The 18,474-nt window shown below is 63.8% G+C and carries 14 protein-coding genes; 12 read left to right on the plus strand and 2 right to left on the minus strand.

Going from position 1 to position 18,474, the window contains the following annotated elements; all coding sequences use genetic code 11:
* The first annotated feature begins 5 nt into the window (after nt 1-5).
* From nuoG to P8T11_RS26380, 10 genes are all read left to right on the plus strand, one after another.
* A complete protein-coding gene (nuoG, locus tag P8T11_RS26335; RefSeq protein ID WP_268079318.1) occupies nt 6-2,333 on the plus strand; it encodes an NADH-quinone oxidoreductase subunit NuoG in 2,328 nt (775 codons plus the stop codon).
* The gene (nuoH, locus tag P8T11_RS26340) at nt 2,333-3,406 is read left to right on the plus strand and encodes an NADH-quinone oxidoreductase subunit NuoH (RefSeq protein WP_268079317.1); all 1,074 of its coding nucleotides are present in this window, start codon (nt 2,333-2,335) and stop codon (nt 3,404-3,406) included. The genes nuoG and nuoH overlap by 1 nt, the downstream gene beginning before the upstream one ends.
* 21 nt (nt 3,407-3,427) lie before the next feature.
* Nucleotides 3,428-3,916 carry an NADH-quinone oxidoreductase subunit NuoI gene (gene nuoI, locus P8T11_RS26345; RefSeq protein WP_006217967.1) on the plus strand — a complete coding sequence of 163 codons (489 nt, stop codon included), beginning with the start codon at nt 3,428-3,430 and terminating at the stop codon, nt 3,914-3,916.
* A 17-nt stretch (nt 3,917-3,933) separates the two neighbouring features.
* Entirely contained in the window at nt 3,934-4,590 is a 657-nt protein-coding gene (locus tag P8T11_RS26350; RefSeq protein ID WP_268079316.1) for an NADH-quinone oxidoreductase subunit J, read from the plus strand.
* On the plus strand, nt 4,587-4,895 hold the full coding sequence (gene nuoK, locus P8T11_RS26355) for an NADH-quinone oxidoreductase subunit NuoK (RefSeq protein WP_006217969.1): 309 nt from the start codon (nt 4,587-4,589) through the stop codon (nt 4,893-4,895). The genes P8T11_RS26350 and nuoK overlap by 4 nt, the downstream gene beginning before the upstream one ends.
* Nucleotides 4,896-4,912: 17 nt before the next feature.
* The gene (gene nuoL / locus P8T11_RS26360; RefSeq protein WP_268079315.1) at nt 4,913-6,955 is read left to right on the plus strand and encodes an NADH-quinone oxidoreductase subunit L; all 2,043 of its coding nucleotides are present in this window, start codon (nt 4,913-4,915) and stop codon (nt 6,953-6,955) included.
* Nucleotides 6,952-8,454 carry an NADH-quinone oxidoreductase subunit M gene (locus P8T11_RS26365; protein ID WP_259251950.1) on the plus strand — a complete coding sequence of 501 codons (1,503 nt, stop codon included), beginning with the start codon at nt 6,952-6,954 and terminating at the stop codon, nt 8,452-8,454. The genes nuoL and P8T11_RS26365 overlap by 4 nt, the downstream gene beginning before the upstream one ends.
* 9 nt (nt 8,455-8,463) lie before the next feature.
* Nucleotides 8,464-9,948, plus strand: coding sequence for an NADH-quinone oxidoreductase subunit NuoN (gene nuoN / locus P8T11_RS26370; RefSeq protein ID WP_268079314.1), 1,485 nt, complete (start codon nt 8,464-8,466; stop codon nt 9,946-9,948).
* Nucleotides 9,949-9,961: 13 nt separating this feature from the next.
* Nucleotides 9,962-10,291: a DUF2818 family protein gene (locus P8T11_RS26375; RefSeq protein ID WP_268079313.1), complete on the plus strand. Its 330-nt coding sequence runs from the start codon at nt 9,962-9,964 to the stop codon at nt 10,289-10,291.
* Nucleotides 10,292-10,552: 261 nt separating this feature from the next.
* Nucleotides 10,553-12,832, plus strand: coding sequence for a TonB-dependent receptor (locus P8T11_RS26380; RefSeq protein ID WP_268079312.1), 2,280 nt, complete (start codon nt 10,553-10,555; stop codon nt 12,830-12,832).
* Between the two features lie 70 nt (nt 12,833-12,902).
* Here P8T11_RS26380 and serB read toward each other — a convergent pair whose 3' ends face one another.
* Together serB and mfd are read right to left on the minus strand one after the other, a co-directional pair.
* On the minus strand, nt 12,903-13,760 hold the full coding sequence (gene serB, locus P8T11_RS26385; RefSeq protein ID WP_268079311.1) for a phosphoserine phosphatase SerB: 858 nt from the start codon (nt 13,758-13,760) through the stop codon (nt 12,903-12,905).
* 24 nt (nt 13,761-13,784) lie between these two features.
* On the minus strand, nt 13,785-17,249 hold the full coding sequence (mfd, locus tag P8T11_RS26390) for a transcription-repair coupling factor (protein ID WP_268082499.1): 3,465 nt from the start codon (nt 17,247-17,249) through the stop codon (nt 13,785-13,787).
* A gap of 47 nt (nt 17,250-17,296) precedes the next feature.
* On the opposite strand from mfd, the gene ispD reads away from it, so the two are divergent.
* Both ispD and ispF read left to right on the plus strand, forming a co-directional pair.
* A complete protein-coding gene (ispD, locus tag P8T11_RS26395; RefSeq protein WP_268079310.1) occupies nt 17,297-17,980 on the plus strand; it encodes a 2-C-methyl-D-erythritol 4-phosphate cytidylyltransferase in 684 nt (227 codons plus the stop codon).
* Nucleotides 17,977-18,468: a 2-C-methyl-D-erythritol 2,4-cyclodiphosphate synthase gene (gene ispF, locus P8T11_RS26400; protein WP_268079309.1), complete on the plus strand. Its 492-nt coding sequence runs from the start codon at nt 17,977-17,979 to the stop codon at nt 18,466-18,468. The genes ispD and ispF overlap by 4 nt, the downstream gene beginning before the upstream one ends.
* The last annotated feature ends 6 nt before the right edge of the window (nt 18,469-18,474 follow it).

Raw genomic sequence — 18,474 nt, forward strand, 5'->3', positions numbered from 1 at the left:
CAGCAATGGTTGAACTAACCGTCGACGGCAATCAGGTCGAAGTGCCCGAAGGCAGCATGGTCATGCATGCCGCTCAGAAAGTCGGGCTTTACGTGCCGCATTTCTGCTACCACAAGAAACTGTCCATCGCGGCCAACTGCCGGATGTGCCTGGTTGAAGTGGAAAAAGCGCCCAAGGCGCTGCCCGCCTGCGCCACGCCCGTGACCAACGGCATGGTCGTCCACACCTGCTCTGAAAAGGCTCGCGCCGCTCAGAAGTCGGTGATGGAATTCTTGCTCATCAATCACCCCCTTGACTGCCCGATCTGCGATCAGGGCGGCGAATGCCAGTTGCAGGATCTGGCCGTGGGTTACGGTGGCTCTTCCTCGCGTTACCAAGAGGAAAAGCGCGTCGTCTTCCACAAGGATCTGGGTCCGCTGGTTTCCGCCGAGGAAATGAGCCGCTGCATCCACTGCACCCGCTGCGTGCGCTTCGGCCAGGAAATCGCCGGCGTCATGGAATTGGGCATGCTGGGCCGTGGCGAGCACTCCGAGATCACGACGTTTGTCGGCCGCTCGATCGAGTCCGAACTGTCGGGCAACATGATCGACATCTGTCCGGTGGGCGCGCTGACCTCCAAGCCCTTCCGCTACAGCGCCCGCACCTGGGAACTGGCCCGCCGCCGTTCGGTCAGCCCGCACGACAGCCTGGGCGCCAACCTGGTGGTCCAGGTCAAGGGCGACCGCGTCATGCGCGTGGTGCCGTTCGAAGACGAAGCCGTCAACGAATGCTGGATCAGCGACCGCGACCGCTTCTCGTACGAAGGCCTGAACAGCGACGACCGCCTGACCGCCCCGATGATCAAGGGCACCGACGGCAAGTGGCAGGAAGCCTCGTGGGCTGACGCGCTGCAAGCGGTAGCCCAAGGCCTGTCGCGCGTTCGCGATAGCTTCGGCGCCGGCCAGATCGGCGCGCTGGCGTCCGAATACGCCACCACCGAAGAATATGCGCTGCTGGGCCGCCTGGTTCGCGCGCTGGGTTCCGAGAACATCGATTTCCGCCTGCGCCAGACCGACCCGGCTTTCGACGCCGCGTTGACCGGTGCTCCGTGGCTGGGCATGCCCATCGCTGAACTCGACAACCTGGACCGCGTCCTGGTCGTCGGCTCGTTCCTGCGCAAGGATCACCCGCTGATGGCGCAACGCCTGCGTCAAGCCGCCAAGCGCGGTACGCAGATCCTGATGGTCGACAGCGCCGCTGACGATCCTCTGATGCCCATCGCCGCCCGCATCACCGTGGCTCCGTCCGAGCTGCCGCGCGCGCTGGCCGAAGTGGCCGTCGCCCTGGCGCAAGCCAAGGAACAGGCCGTGCCGGCCGAATTCGCCTCGGTCACCCCGGGCGAAAACGCCAAGATCATCGCCGCCAGCCTAGCTTCCGGTGCCAACACCGCCGTGCTGCTGGGCAACCTGGCCGTGGCCAGCGCCCAAGCTTCGACGCTGGCCGCCAACGGCCGCGCCGTGGCGAACCTGGCCGGTGGCAAGTTCGGCTTCCTGACTTCCGGCGGCAACACCGTCGGCGGTTACCTGGCCGGCGCCGTGCCGGGCAAGGGCGGCAAGAACGCCGCCGCCATGCTGGCGGAGCCGCTCAAGGCCTACATCGTGCTGCACGCCGAGCCGCTGCTGGATGCCGACAACGGCCAGCAAGCCATCGCGGCGCTGCGTGGCGCGCAGTTCGCCGTGGCCCTGACGCCTTACCGCTCGGCCGCCGCCGAATGGGCCGACGTCATGCTGCCGGTGTCGCCGTTCACCGAAACCTCGGGCACCTTCGTCAACGCGCAAGGCCTGGCCCAGAGCTTCAAGGGCACGGTCACGCCGTTGGGCCAGACCCGCCCGGGCTGGAAGGTCCTGCGCGTGCTGGGCAACGTGCTGCATTTGGCCGGCTTTGACGATGAAACGTCGGAATCGGTTCGCGACGCCGCCCTGGCCGGTGGCATCGAAGGCCGCCTGTCCAACGACGTCAAGGCGCCGCTGAGCCTGGGTCAGGCACTGACCGGCCTGGAGCGCGTGGCCGACGTGCCGATCTACCGCACCGACGCCATGGTTCGCCGCTCGGAGCCGCTGCAAGCGTCCCCGGCCTCCAAGAAGCCGGCTGCCGCCATGAACGGCCGCACGCTTACCAGCCTGGGCCTGACGGCCGGGGTCAAGGTGCGCGTGGCGGGTGCGCAAGGCGCCGTCGAACTCGAAACCGTGCAGGATGATGCCGTGGCCGACCGTGCCGTGCGCATTTCCGCAGCCTTTGATAACACCGCAGCCCTGGGTGGCGCATTCGGTCAACTCAGCGTGGAGCGTGCCTGATGGAATGGCTTAATGTTCTTGAGCGCCACGGGCAGGAGCTGCTGGGCCCGACGGTCTGGATGGTCCTCTGGACCCTCATCAAGATTGTGATCATCGCCGTGCCGATCATTCTGTGCGTTGCGTACCTGACGTACTGGGAACGCAAGATGATCGGCGCCATGCACGTGCGCATGGGTCCGAACCGCGTCGGTTTCAAGGGGCTGTTGCAGCCGTTTGCCGACGTGTTCAAGCTGCTGACCAAGGAAGTCGTGGTTCCCAGCCAGGCCAACAAGGTGCTGTTCATCGTGGCCCCCGTGGTCACGCTGATGCCCGCGCTGGCCGCCTGGGCCGTGGTTCCCTTCGGCCCCGATATCGTGCTGGCCAACGTCAACGCCGGCCTGCTGTACATCATGGCCATCACGTCCATCGGCGTGTATGGCGTGATCGTGGCGGGTTGGGCGTCGAACTCCAAGTACGCCTTCCTGGGCGCGCTGCGCGCTTCGGCACAGATGCTGTCCTACGAACTGGCCATCGGCTTCGTGCTCGTCACGGTGCTGCTGGTGTCGGGCAGCCTGAACATGTCCGAAATCGTCAACGTCCAGAACCGCGGCTGGTTTGCGGAAAAGGGCCTGACGTTCATGTCCTGGAACTGGCTGCCGCTGTTGCCGCTGTTCGTGATCTACGTGATTTCGGCCGTGGCTGAAACCAACCGTCACCCCTTCGACGTCGTCGAAGGCGAATCGGAAATCGTGGCCGGCCACATGGTCGAGTACTCGGGTATGGCCTTCGCCCTGTTCTTCCTGGGTGAATACGCCAACATGATCCTGCTGTCCTGCATGGCGTCGATCATGTTCCTGGGCGGCTGGGCTTCCCCGATCGACATCGCGCCGTTGACCTGGATTCCGGGTTGGATCTGGCTGGGTCTGAAGACGTTCTTCGTGGTCTCGTTGTTTGTGTGGTTCCGCGCATCGTTCCCGCGCTACCGCTATGACCAGATCATGCGTTTGGGTTGGAAAATCTTCATCCCGCTGACCGGCGTTTGGCTGGTCGTGGTGGCGATCTGGATGCAGACGCCCTGGAACATTTGGCGCTAAGCCGCCAGGCAGAGGCAGGATATGGAAGCGATCAAAGATTTCTTCGGCAGCCTGATGCTGACCGAGTTGCTCAAGGGCATGCGCCTGACGGGCAAGTACTTTTTCAAGCGCAAGGTCACCTTGCGTTATCCGCAGGAAAAGACGCCCACGTCGGCGCGATTCCGCGGCCTGCACGCATTGCGCCGCTACCCCAACGGGGAAGAGCGCTGCATTGCGTGCAAGCTGTGCGAAGCCGTGTGCCCGGCCTTGGCGATCACCATCGAATCGGACCAGCGCGAGGACGGCACCCGCCGCACCACGCGTTACGACATCGATCTGACCAAGTGCATTTTCTGCGGCTTCTGTGAGGAAAGCTGCCCCGTGGACTCGATCGTGGAAACCCATATCCACGAATACCACGGTGAGAAGCGCGGCGACCTGTATTTCACCAAAGACATGCTGCTCGCCGTGGGCGACCGCTACGAAGCCGACATCGCCCGCCGCCGGGCCGACGACGCTCCTTACCGTTGAAGCCCAGGGTCTGATCCATGACTTTTACCACTGTCCTTTTCTACATACTGGCCGCCGTGCTGGTGATCGCGGCGTTCCGCGTGATCACCGCGCGTAGTCCGGTCACCGCGGTATTGCACCTGATCCTGGCATTCTCCAACGCAGCCATGCTGTGGATGCTGCTGGGCGCTGAGTTCCTGGCCTTGTTGCTGGTGCTGGTGTACGTGGGCGCCGTGATGGTGCTCTTCCTCTTCGTCGTGATGATGCTGGACATCCGCATGGATGCCATGCGCCAGGGCCTGAAGACCTACCTGCCGCTGGGCCTGGTGATCGGTCTGGTGCTGGTGCTGGAAATGTCGTTCGTGCTGGGTTCCACCTGGTACGGCGCGGGTCCGCAAGCCCCGGTCGCTGGCGACTACAACAACGCCCGCGCGCTCGGCGAAGCCATGTACACGCAGTACATCTACGCCATTGAAGTGGGTGCCGCGCTGCTGCTGGTGGGCATGGTCGCCGCGATTGCGCTGACGCTGCGCCGCCGCCGCGACGTGAAGTACAACGACCCGGTAGCCGCCGTGCGCGTCCGCTCGAAGGACCGCTTCCGCATGGTCAGCATGCCCGCCCAGAGCGAGCGTGCCCAAGCCAAGCGTGATGCGTCGTCCGGCGCCGCCGCCGCGCCCCAAGGAGAAAAACAATGACGCTGACGCTGGCCCACTATCTGATCCTTGGGGCGATCCTGTTCGCCATCGGGATCTTCGGCATCTTCCTGAACCGCCGCAACCTGATCATTCTCTTGATGTCCATCGAGCTCGTGCTCCTGGCCGTCAACATGAACTTCGTGGCGTTCTCCAGCTGGTTCGGCGACACCGCCGGCCAGGTGTTCGTGTTCTTCATCCTGACCGTGGCCGCCGCTGAAGCGGCGATCGGCCTGGCCATTTTGGTGCTGCTGTTCCGCAACCTGAACACGATCAACGTTGACGAACTCGATCGCCTGAAGGGCTGACGGGGTATTGGAAGAAAATGTCTAGCTCACCCAATCTCTACTTGCTCATCGCGCTGGCACCGCTGGCCGGAGCAATTCTCGCGGGCCTTTTCGGCACCGGCTTCCTGGGCCGTCCCATCGGCCGCCGCGCATCCCACGTCATCACCATTCTTGGCGTGCTCATCTCGGCCATCGGTTCGGTGGTGGTGCTGGGCGACGTCCTGAACGGCCTGCGCTTTGACGGCGCGGTCTACACCTGGAGCCTCATCGGCCAGACCAAGCTGGAAATCGGCTTCCTGATCGATCCGCTGTCGGCCATGATGATGGTCGTGGTGACCTCCGTGTCGCTGATGGTGCACATCTACACCATCGGCTACATGGCTGACGACCCCGGCTATCAGCGCTTCTTCTCGTACATCTCGCTGTTCACGTTCTCCATGCTGATGCTGGTGATGTCGAACAACATGGTGCAGCTGTTCTTCGGCTGGGAAGCAGTGGGCCTGGTGTCGTACCTGCTGATCGGTTTCTGGTACACCCGCCCGACGGCCATCTTCGCCAACATGAAGGCATTCCTGATCAACCGCGTTGGTGACTTCGGCTTCGTGCTGGGTATCGGCCTGTTGTTCGCGTACGCCGGCACGATGCACTACGGCGAAGTCTTCGCCCAAGCCGACAAGCTGGCCGCGATGACCCTGCCGGGTTCTGACTGGATGCTGCTGACCGTGGCGTGTATCTGCCTGTTCATCGGCGCCATGGGCAAATCGGCCCAGGTTCCGCTGCACGCCTGGCTGCCTGACTCCATGGAAGGCCCGACCCCGATCTCCGCGCTGATCCACGCCGCCACCATGGTGACGGCCGGTATCTTCATGGTGGCGCGCTTCTCGCCGCTGTTCGAACTGTCGGACGTGGCGCTGTCGTTCATCATCGTGATCGGCGCCATCGGCGCGCTGTTCCTGGGCATCCTGGGCATCATCCAGACGGACATCAAGCGCGTTGTCGCGTACTCCACGCTGTCGCAGCTGGGCTACATGACCGTCGCGCTGGGCGCCTCGGCCTACTCGGTGGCCATTTTCCACCTGATGACCCACGCCTTCTTCAAGGCGCTGCTGTTCCTGGGCGCGGGCTCGGTCATCATCGGCATGCACCACGACCAGGACATCCGCAACATGGGCGGCCTGCGCAAGTACATGCCCATCACCTGGATCACGTTCCTGCTGGGTACGCTGGCCCTGGTTGGCACGCCGTTCTTCTCGGGTTTCTACTCGAAGGAAAACATCATCGAAGCGGCCGGCCACGCCAACGTCTGGGGCGCAAGCTTCGCGTACTACGCCGTGCTGATCGGTGTGTTCGTGACGTCGCTGTACTCGTTCCGCGTGTACTTCCTGGTCTTCCACGGCAAGGAACGCTTTGACACCAGCGACCACGGTCACGGCCACGACGATCATGCCCATGACGACCACGGTCACGGTCACGATGACCACGGCCACGGCCATCATGGCGGCAAGCCGCATGAGTCGCCCTGGGTGGTGACGCTGCCGCTGATCCTGCTGGCGATTCCGTCGGTGCTGGTTGGCGCCTGGGCGGTTGACCCGATGCTGTTCGGCAAGTTCTTCAACGGCGTGATCACGGTGCTGCCGCAGCATCCGGCCATGCACGAACTGCAAGAAGAATGGCACGGCTGGGTTGCCTATGGCCTGCATGCCTTCCAGACCCTGCCGTTCTGGCTGGTCGTGGCTGGTTTCGTCATTGCCTGGTACTGCTACCTGATCAATCCCAAGGTTCCGGCCGCCATCAAGGCCAACCTGTCCGGCGTGAACAAGGTGCTTGAAAACAAGTACTACGTGGACTGGGTCAACGAGCAGATCATCGCTCGCGGCATGCGCGCCCTGGGCCGTGGCCTGTGGCAGACAGGCGACCGTGGCATCATCGATGGCCTGCTGGTCAACGGTAGCGCTCGCCTGGTCGGCTGGGTGGCCGCGGTCAGCCGCCACCTGCAGTCCGGCTTCATCTATCACTACGCGTTCGCGATGATCATCGGCATCATGGCGCTGGTGACTTTCTTTGTGCTGATTCCCCAATGATGGCAAGCGAGATGGCATCCAACACTTTCCCCTGGCTCACGCTTGCGATCTTTGTCCCGATCGTATTCGGCCTGCTGGTGCTGGCGGTGGGCCGTGACGACCGTCCCGGTCTGGCGCGCGGCTTGTCGCTGGCTGGCGCCGTTGCCGGTTTCCTCGTCACGATTCCGCTCTACACCGGTTTTGACAACACCACGGCTGCCATGCAGTTCGTGGAAAAGGCCTCGTGGATCGAAGCCTTCAACGTCAACTACCACCTGGGCATCGACGGCATTTCTCTGTGGTTCGTCCTCCTGACCGCGTTCATCACCGTCATCGTGGTGCTGGCCGGCTGGGAAGTCATCACCAGCCGCGTGGCGCAGTACATGGCCGCCTTCCTGATCCTGTCGGGTCTGATGGTGGGCGTGTTCGCCGCGCTGGACGGCATGCTGTTCTACGTGTTCTTCGAAGCCACGCTGATCCCGATGTACATCATCATCGGGGCGTGGGGCGGCGATAACCGTATCTACGCGGCATTCAAGTTCTTCCTTTACACGCTGATGGGTTCCCTGTTGACCCTGATCGCGTTCATCTACCTGTGGCATGCATCGGGTGGTTCGTTCGACATCCTGACCTGGCACCAGGTCAAGCTGGGCCAGACCGAACAGATCCTGATCTTCGTGGCGCTGCTGGCGGCGTTCGCGGTGAAGGTGCCGATGTGGCCGGTGCACACGTGGTTGCCGGACGTGCACGTGGAAGCGCCCACGGGCGGCTCCATCGTGCTGGCCGCAATCATGCTGAAGCTGGGCGCCTATGGCTTCCTGCGCTTCTCGCTGCCGATCACGCCCGATGCCTCGCACAGCTTGGCCGGCCTGATGATCACGCTGTCGCTGATCGCGGTGATCTATATCGGCCTGGTGGCGATCATCCAGGAAGACATGAAGAAGCTGGTGGCTTATTCGTCGGTGGCCCACATGGGTTTCGTGACGCTGGGCTTCTTCATCTTCAACACGGCCGGCGTCGAAGGCGCCATCGTGCAGATGATTTCCCACGGCTTCGTGTCGGGCGCCATGTTCATGTGTATCGGCGTCTTGTACGACCGCATGCACTCGCGCCAGATCGCCGATTACGGTGGTGTGGTCAACGTGATGCCGCGTTTCGCCACGTTCTTCATCCTGTTCTCGATGGCCAACAGCGGCCTGCCGGCCACCAGCGGTTTCGTCGGCGAGTTCATGGTGATCATGGGCGCGGTCGAGCACAACTTCTGGATCGGCCTGTTGGCGGCTACCGCCCTGATCATGGGTGCTGCGTATTCGCTGTGGATGGTCAAGCGTGTGGTCCTGGGCGACATCGCCAATGACCACGTCCGCGAGCTGACCGATATCAACCGCCGCGAATTTGTGATTCTTGGCGTGATGGCGATCGCCGTGTTGTACATGGGGATCTATCCCAAGCCCTTTACCGACGTCATGCACGTATCGGTCGAGGCCCTGCTGCAACACGTTGCCGTCTCGAAACTGTAAGACAAGACAATGATGCAATCCCAAATCGATTTCGCCCTGGCGGCGCCGGAAATCCTTCTGCTGGTTTCCGGCCTGGCTATCCTGCTCGTCGACGCGGTCAGCAATCACCCCGAGCGCAAGCCGACGTTTCTGCTGACCCTGCTGGTGTTGGGCGCGCTGACCGTCGTGTCGGCCGTCCAATGGATGAACGGCGTTGCGGGCGCGACCTTCCACGGTCTGTACGTCACCGACGAACTGTCGCACCTGCTGAAGATCGCGTCCTACATTGCCGTGGGCGCCACGCTGGTCTATGGCCGTGTCTATGCGCAAGTGCGTGACATGCTCAAGGGCGGCGAGCTCTACGTCCTGACGCTGTTCGCGCTGCTGGGCCAGATGGTCATGATTTCCTCCGGGAACCTGATCTCCATCTACCTGGGCCTGGAACTGATGTCGCTGGCGCTGTACGCGCTGATCGCGCTGCGCCGCGATGACGTCGTCGCCACCGAAGCCGCCATGAAGTACTTCGTGCTGGGCGCGTTGGCCTCGGGCTTCCTGCTGTACGGCATGTCGATGGTCTACGGCGCCACGGGTCACCTGGACCTGGCTGAAGTGTCCAAGGTCATCGCCGCCGGCCAAGCCGAGAAGATGGCGCTGGTCTTCGGCATCGTGTTCCTGGTGTCGGGCCTGGCGTTCAAGCTGGGCGCCGTGCCGTTCCACATGTGGGTGCCGGACGTCTACCAAGGTTCGCCGACTGCCGTCACGCTGATCCTGGGCGGCGCGCCCAAGCTGGCCGCCTTCGCCATCACCCTGCGCCTGCTGGTGGATGGCCTGCATGGCCTGGCCGCCGACTGGCAGCCGATGCTGATGATCCTGGCGGTGCTGTCGCTGGCGATCGGTAACCTGACCGCCATCGCGCAGACCAACTTCAAGCGCATGCTGGCGTATTCGACCATCTCGCACATGGGCTTCGTGCTGCTGGGCCTGATGTCGGGTGCGGTGGATGGCAAACCGGAACTGTCGTCGGCCGCCTATGGCGCGTCGCTGTTCTACATGCTGACCTACGTGCTGACCACGCTGGCCAGCTTCGGCATCGTGTTGCTGCTGTCGCGTCAGGGTTTCGAGTGCGAGCACATCGACGATCTGAAGGGCCTGAACCGCCGCAGCCCGTGGCATGCCTTCATCGTGCTGCTGCTGATGTTCTCGCTGGCCGGCATTCCGCCGCTGGTGGGCTTCTACGCCAAGCTGGCCGTGCTGCAAGCGCTGATCAGCGCGGGCCACGTGACGCTGGCGGTGGTGGCGGTGCTGTTCTCGCTGATCGGTGCGTTCTACTACCTGCGTGTCGTCAAGGTCGTTTACTTCGATGAGCCGGTGGCTGATGTGGCCCCGATCGTCGCGACCTGCGGCCAACGCGGTCTGCTGTCGATCAACGGCGCCATGATGCTGGTGCTGGGCTTGTTGCCCGGTGGCCTGATGGCACTGTGCGTACAGGCCATCCGGTCGTCGCTGAGCCTGTAAGCGGGATACAGCCATGAACCAGACGCTGGCGGTATGGCTGTTGATCGCGCTGGCGCTGGTCAGCGCCAACCTGCCGTTCCTGACCGAACGGGTGTTTGCCGTCTTGCCCTGGAAGCAGGGTGGGGCGGTGGCGGTCAAGCCGTTCTGGATGCGTCTGGTTGAAGTGCTGGTGTTTTACGCCATCGTCGGCGCGTTGGGTTTTGCCTTCGAGTCCACGCTGGGCAATCGGTTTGCCCAGACGTGGGAGTTCTACGCCATTACCCTCAGCCTGTATCTGGTGCTGGCCTATCCGGGCTTCGTGTATCGCTATTTATTCAAGCGTCACCCTCGCTTGCGGGTGTAAAAGCCCCGCCAGTACCTTGAAAACGCCCTACGGGGCGTTTTTCTTTTGGGTGCTTGAAACTCATCACACCTCGGGCCTCGCGGCTTGGAGAGGCTATGGCGGCCGGCGGCGACCGTGTCCCCCTATGCGCCGCCACTGTTGTTTTTTCATCTTTTTGCGCACCACTCAGCTTTCATTCAGGTGTCATTCAGCCGCCAGGATCAAAATCGCAACCTGTAAAAAAACAAGAATCGTTGCTATTCACGTTCTGGAGAAGCTGGTTTGAAGCCCCAAGATTCGTATTCACTGAATACGCTCGCTACCTCGCTTGCCGCGGCCATAGCGGCGCCCGCCCTGTTCATCAGCCCCTACGCCGCCGCGCAGTCCGCGGATTCGGGCGTCACGCAGCTTGCGCCGGTGCGGGTAGAGGGCGAAGGCTCTTCATACCAGACCACCACGGTGCCGTCGCCCAAGATGACGGCACCTCTGCTGGACACGCCGCGCACGGTGCAGGTGGTGCCGAAACAGGTGATCCAGGACCAAGCCGCGTCGACCTTGCAGGACGTGCTGCGCAACTCGCCGGGCATCACGTTCGGCGCTGGCGAAGGCGGCCGTCCGGGCGGCGACTTGCCCATCATCCGCGGTCAGAATTCCGCAGGCAGCCTGTTCCTGGACGGTATCCGCGATTCCAGCACGCAGGTGCGCGACACCTTCAACCTGGAACAGGTGGAAGTCATCAAGGGCCCGGACTCGGTGTATTCGGGCCGGGGGGGCGCGGGCGGCAGCATCAACATGGTCAGCAAGGCCCCCAAGGTGACGGACTTCACCGAAGCCACCGCGCAGATCGGCACCGACAACAACTATCGCGCCACCATCGACAGCAACTGGCGCCTGGCCGATAAGGCCGCGTTCCGCTTGAACGTGATGGGCAACAAGGGCGATGTGGCCGGCCGCGACAATGCCGTGGACTTCGAACGCTGGGGCGTGGCGCCGTCCTTGATGCTGGGCGTGGGTACGCCGACGCGCATCACGCTGAGCTACTACCACTATCAAGACGACAGCATGCCGGATTACTCGATCCCGTATGACCCCAAGACGGGGCAGTCGGTGACGGAGACCATGGGCGTCAGCCGCAAGTCGTTTTACGGACTGACCGGGCGCGACTTCATGAAGACGCGCGACGACGTGGCCACCGTGGACTTCCAGCATGATTTTTCCGACAAGCTGCAACTGCGCAACGTGACCCGCTATGGCCGTGGCACGACGGACTTCGCCGCCACCAACCCGGACGACAGCAAGCTGAACGTGCCCAATGGGCTGGTGTACCGTGCCTTGAAGTCGGGTTACTACGTCACCAAGAGCTTCGCCAACCAGACCGACCTGACGGGTGAATTCGAGACGGGCAGTCTCAAGCATTCGTTCGACCTGGGCTTCGAATACAGCAACATCAAGCAGGACAAGGATGGCTACAAGGAATCGGGTGTGCCCACGGGCGGCAGCAACTGCGTGACCGCAACCAGCGCCGCCGGCGTCAACACCTACGCCAACCCGGCACTGTGCGCGTCCTTGTGGGACCCGGACCCCGGCACCGACTACCCGGGCACCCTGACCCGCAACAACAACCCCGCGCGCTACAACACGGACACCTTGGCGCTCTACGGGTTTGACACCATCAAGTTCAACGAGCAGTGGCAAGCCAGCCTGGGCGCGCGCTGGGACAACTACCGTACCAGCGGCAGCAACATCGCCGCCGGCCGTAACGACCCGGCGGGCACGCCGGATTTCTACAGCACCAGCCGCAACGACAACCTGTTCAACTACCAGGTCGGCCTGGCGTACAAGCCCTTGCCCAACGGCACCATCTACGCCACCTACGGCACCTCGTCCACGCCCTCGGCCATTGCGGCCAGCGCCACCAGTGATGCCACGTCGCTGAGCAATTCATCGCTGGAACCTGAAAAGAGCCGCACCGTGGAAGTGGGCACCAAGTGGCAAGTCTTCGACGACCGCCTGACGCTGTCGGCAGCGGCATTCCACGACATCCGCAAGAACACCAGCGTGGCCGTGTCGGCCACTGAAGTGGCGCAGGTGGGCGAGGCCAAGGTGCGCGGCATCGAACTGGGCTTCTCGGGCAGCATCACGCCCAAGTGGAACGTGTTCGGTGGCTACACCTTCATGGACAGCGAAATGACCAAGGGCGCCTACAACAGCGGCGCCGTCGGCCAGGACCTGCCCAACACCCCGCGCAATGCCTTCAGCCTGTGGACCACCTACAAGGTATTGCCCAAGCTGACGGTGGGCGGTGGCGCCTATTACGTGGACAAGGTCTACGGCAATTCAGACGCCACCCGCAACGCCAACGGCACGCCCAAGGCGCGCTGGGTGCCGTCGTACTGGCGTTTCGACGCCATGGCGGCCTACGAATTCAACGAACACTATTCGGCGCAGTTGAACGTGCTGAACCTGTTCGACGAAACGTACTACACCAAGGCCTACGCGGCGCACTATGCGGCGCTGGGTACCGGCCGCGCGGCGTTGTTGACGCTGAAGATGCGCTACTGAGCGGGCGCGGGAATGAAAATAGCCACCTTGATCGGTGGCTATTTTTTTGCCTGCTGAAATCCGGCCGAAATCAGCTTTCAAACCAGTTCAACACGCCGTCCAGCCCGGTGACGTTCAAGGCGAAGCGCGTTTGCTCGCGCACCACCGGCTTGGCGTGATAGGCCACGGGGAAGCCCGCGGCGCCCAGCATCAGCAAGTCGTTGGCGCCATCGCCCATGGCGATGATCTGGTCTTTGGTGGCGCCGTGGGTACGCGCGAATTCGCGCAGGTAGACGGCTTTGGCCTGCGCGTCCAGGATGTCGCCCAGCACGTGGCCGGTCAGCACGCCGTTGTCGATTTCCAGCGTATTGGCGTGGGCGCTGTCCAGCTTCAGGCGTTCGCGCAGGCGGTCGGTAAAGAAGGTGAAGCCGCCCGACACCAGCAGCACCTTGATGCCGGCTGCCTGCGCCGTGGAGATGAGCCGTTCGGCGCCGGGGTTCAGGCGCAGCTTTTCCACATAGACCTGTTCCAGCGCCTCGGCCGGCACGCCCTTGAGCAGCGCGACGCGGCGGCGCAGGCTTTCGGCGAAGTCCTTGATTTCACCGCGCATGGCGGCTTCGGTGATTTCAGACACCTTGTCCTTCACGCCCACCACGCCTGCGATCTCGTCAATGCACTCGATGTTGATCAGCGTGGAATCCATGTCCATCGCCAGCACCTTGCAGTCAGACAGCTTCAGCCCGGCAGGCACGAACGCCACATCGACACCGTGCTGTTCGGCCCAGGCCACCACTTCGGCGCGGGTCAGGGCGTCGTGCTGAACGTCCAGCAAGCGGGCGGCGGTGTTGCTGATGCGCGCCACGCCCTGGGCCTGGGCCATGGCGGCCAGTTGCTCGGCCTGTTCGATGCGAAGGCCGGGGGATTGGACGACAAGGTGATGGGTGGTCATAAGAAAAGTAAGAAGGTCGTGGATTTACTTCAAGGCACGCAGCACGGCGCGAACGGCGTCTGAGCGAGCGGGGATCTGCGCGGCTTTGATCTCAACGCGCAATTTATCCTGTCCGGCCAGTTTGATGTTGCGTTGGCGTTGCACCAGTTCGATGATGCGGGCCGGGTCGACGCTGGTCTTGGGGCCAAACTGGATCAGCGCCTGGGTTTCGCTGGCGTCGATCTTGACAATGCCTAGCGGCTGCGCGGCCAGGCGCAGGCGATGCGAGGTCAAGAGAGTTTGTGCCGCTTCGGGCAGCTTGCCGAAGCGGTCGATGAGTTCTTCCTGGATGCGGATCAGGTCGTCTTCGTCGGCGGCGTGCGCCAGGCGCTTGTAGATGCCCAGGCGTGCATGCACGTCGGCGCAGTAGTCGGACGGCAGCAGGGCGGGCGCATGCAAATTGACTTCGCAGGCCAGGTTGAAGGGCGCGTCCAGGTCCGGCTCTTCGCCCGCGCGCAGCGCGCGTACGGCTTCGTTGAGCATCTCGTTGTACATCGAGAAGCCCACTTCCTGGATGTTGCCCGACTGCGAATCCCCCAGTACTTCGCCGGTGCCGCGGATTTCCAGGTCGTGCATGGCCAGGTAGAAGCCGGACCCCAGTTCCTCCATGGCCTGGATCGCTTCCAGGCGCTTCTTGGCATTGCTGGTGATGGCGTCTTCGCCGGGCGTCAGCAGGTAGGCGTAGGCCTGATGGTGCGAGCGGCCCACGCGGCCGCGCAACTGGTGCAACTGCGCCAGCCCGAAGCGGTCGGCGCGGTGGATCACGATGGTGTTGGCGGTGGGCACGTCGATGCCGGTCTCAATGATGGTGGTACACAGCAGCACGTTGTAGCGCTGCTGGTAGAAGCCCTTCATCACCTGTTCCAGCTCGCGCTCGGGCATCTGGCCGTGCGCCACCGCAATGCGCGCTTCCGGCACCAGTTCTTCCAGGCGGGCACGGCGGTTGTGGATGGTTTCCACCTCGTTGTGCAGGAAGTAGCACTGGCCGCCGCGCTTGAGTTCGCGCAACAGCGCTTCGCGCAGCGTGCTGCCGTCTTCGCGGCGCACGAAGGTCTTGATGGCCAGGCGCTTTTGCGGCGCGGTGGCGATGACGGAGAAATCTCGGATGCCTTCCAGCGACATGCCCAGCGTGCGCGGAATGGGGGTGGCCGTCAGCGTCAGCACGTCGACCTCGGCGCGCAGCGCCTTCAGCGCTTCTTTCTGGCGCACGCCAAAGCGGTGTTCCTCGTCGATGATGACCAGTCCCAGGCGTTTGAATTTCACATCCTTGGACAGGATCTTGTGCGTGCCGATCACGATGTCGACCCGGCCGTCGTTGATGCCTTCGACGGCGGCCGCCACTTCCTTGGCGGAACGGAAACGCGACAGTTCCACCACGCGCACGGGCCAATCGGCAAAGCGGTCGGAAAACGTCTGCGCGTGCTGTTCGGCCAGCAGCGTGGTGGGGCAGAGCAGGGCGACCTGCTTGCCGTTGGCCACGGCCAGGAAGGCGGCGCGCAAGGCCACTTCGGTCTTGCCGAAGCCCACATCGCCGCAGACCAGCCGGTCCATCGGGCGGCCCGACGTCATGTCGGCGATCACGGCTTCGATGGCGGCGCGCTGGTCGACGGTTTCCTCGAAGCCGAAGCCCTCGGCGAACGCCTGGTAATCGTTCAAGGGCAGGTTGAAGGCGAAGCCTTCGCGGGCCGCGCGCTGCGCATACAGCGCCAGCAGTTCGGCGGCGGTGTCGCGCACTTGCTTGGCGGCCTTGCGGCGCGCCTTGTCCCACTGGCCGGAACCCAGTTGGTGCAGCGGCGCCGCGTCGGGGTCGGCGCCGCTGTAGCGCGCGATCACATGCAGTTGTGACACCGGCACGTAGAGCGTGCTGCCGTTGGCGTATTCAAGATGGAGGAATTCCATCTCGCCTTCGCCCATATCCATGTTGACCAGACCGTGGTAGCGGCCGATGCCGTGCTGCGCGTGGACGACGGGATCGCCGGCGCGCAGTTCGGACAGGTCGCGCACCATGGCTTCGACGTTGCTGGCGCGTTCCTGGTCGCGCTTGCCACGGCGGCCCGTGTTGGCGTGGCCTGGGTACAGGTCGTTTTCGGTCAGGAAGGCCAGGTTGGCTTGCGGCAGGCCGAAGCCCGTGGCCAGCGGCGCGGCGACGATGCCGAAGTTGGCGTCCGACGCCAGGAAGGCTTCGATCGTGTCGGGCTGCGCGTCCGGCGTGACGCCGAATTCGTTCAGCATCTGCACCAGGGTCTCGCGCCGGCCGGCGGAGTCGGCGCATAGCAATACCCGGGTCTCGCGTGTTTGGACCAAGGCGCGCAGCTTGGCGATGGGGGCGTCGGAACGGCGCGCCACGCTGACGTCGGGCACGGCGCGGAAATCGGGATGCGGGTCGCCGGCGGTCAAGGACAGGCGGCGGAATTCCTTGAGCCGCGTGTACAGCGTTTCGTTATCCAGGAACAACGCCGAAGGCGGCAGCACGGGGCGCTCGCGGTCGCTCTTGAGGAAGTTGTAGCGGCTGGACGTGTCCTGATTGAAGCGCTGGATGGCGTCGTCGATATCGCCAATGGTGACGGTGACCGTGCCCTGGGTCAGGTAATCGAAGAGCGTGGCGGTTTCTTCGAAGAACAGGGGCAGGTAGTACTCGACGCCGGCGAACGGGATGCCGTTGCCGATATCTTTATAGGGCAGGGCGCGGGACGGATCGCCCTCGAAAATTTCGCGAAAGCGCGCGCGGAAACGGGTGCGCGAGTCTTCGTCCATGGGAAATTCGCGGCCGGGCAGCAACTGGACTTCGCGCACGGGGTACAGGCTGCGCTGGGTGTCCACGTCGAAGCTGCGGATGGTTTCGATTTCGTCGTCGAACAGGTCCAGCCGGTAGGGCACGACCGAGCCCATGGGAAACAGGTCGATCAGACCACCCCGCAGGCAGAATTCGCCTGGCGCGGTGACCTGGGTCACGTGGTTGTAGTTGGCCAGCGTCAACTGCGCGCGCAAGGCCGCTTCGTTCAGCTTGTCTTTCTGCCTGAACGAAAACGTGTAGGCGGCCAGGAACGACGGCGGCGCCAGGCGGTACAAGGCGGTGGTGATGGGCACCGTCAGCACGTCCACTGTCTTCATCATCAGCGAATGCAGCGTGTGCAGGCGCTGGGAAATCAGATCCTGGTGCGGCGAAAAGGCGTCGTAGGGCAGCGTTTCCCAGTCCGGCAACTGGCTGACGCGCAAGTCCGGCGCGAAAAGCTGAATCTCTTCGGCCAGCCGCTGGGCCTCCACCGGCTCGGCGGTCAGGATGACCACGGGCGCGGACGCCTGACGGGCCAAGTCCGCCAGTAGCCAGGCGTCTCCCGAGCCGGGCGGCCGGGGCTGCGCATAGCGCGCGCCGGCTTTCAGCGCGGACAAAGTTGAGGCGGTCGCGGGGACGGGCGGCGCGGCGGTGGCGGGGGAAGTGGGGGTGGGCATCAGGGTGGAAGCAGGCATCAAGCGGAAGATTATAAAATCACCGCACCATGTCTGACTCAATCATTGCAATCGTTCCCGCCGCGGGCGTTGGCGCCCGTGCCAGCCAGCCCGGCGCCGAGCCCGTGCCCAAGCAATATCGTCCATTGGCCGGACAGCCCATGCTGCGCCATGCGGTGCTTGCCTTGCTGGCCGATGAGCGCGTGTCGCAGGTGCGGGTGGCAGTGACGCCGGGCGATGGCTGGGTGGACGCGGCACTGGCGGGCTTGCCGCGCACCGTTTGGCGCGCGTGCGGCGGCGCGACGCGGGCCGATACCGTGGCTGGCGCACTGGCCGATAGCGGCGTGGCCGACGATACCTGGGTGCTGGTGCACGATGCGGCCCGCCCCGGGCTGCCTGAAAGCGCGTTGCGCCGCTTGATCGACGCCTGCCTGGCTGACCCCGTGGGCGGCCTGCTGGCGTTGCCCGTGGCCGACACCGTCAAGGGCGGGCACGATCGCGTCGAACGCACGCTGGACCGCAATGGCCTGTGGCTGGCGCAGACGCCGCAAATGTTTCGGGCCGGTGTGCTGCGCGATGCGCTGACGGCGGCCTCCGTGAATGGCGTGACCGTTACCGACGAAGCCTCGGCGCTTGAGGCGGCCGGCTACGCGCCGTTGCTGGTCCCCGGCGCCTTGCGCAATTTCAAGGTGACGTGGCCGGATGATTTCGAACTGATGGAAAAATGGTTATGAGCATTCCTTTTCGCGTCGGGCAGGGCTTTGACGTGCATGCGTTGGTCGAAGGCCGGCCGCTGATCATCGGCGGTGTCACGATCCCGCACACCCATGGTTTGCTGGGCCATTCCGATGCCGACGTGCTGCTGCACGCCATTACCGACGCGCTGCTGGGCGCAGCGGGCCTGGGCGATATCGGGCGGCATTTTCCGGATACCGATCCCGCCTTCAAGGGGGCAGACAGCCGTGTGCTGTTGCGCGAAGCCATGGCGCGCGTGCGCGCCGCGGGCTGGACGCCCGTCAACATCGACGCGACGTTGCATGCGCAGGCCCCCAAGATCGGCCCGCACGCGCCCGCCATGGTGAAGAACATTGCGGCCGATATCGGGCTGGCCGAGGCCGATGTGAACATCAAGGCCAAGACCAACGAAGGCTTGGGTTACCTGGGCCGCAAGGAGGGCATCGCCGCCACCGTTGTCACGCTGCTGGCCCGGACGGACGCGTGATCGACG

Source organism: Achromobacter spanius (assembly GCF_029637605.1).
Lineage (GTDB): Bacteria > Pseudomonadota > Gammaproteobacteria > Burkholderiales > Burkholderiaceae_B > Achromobacter > Achromobacter spanius_E.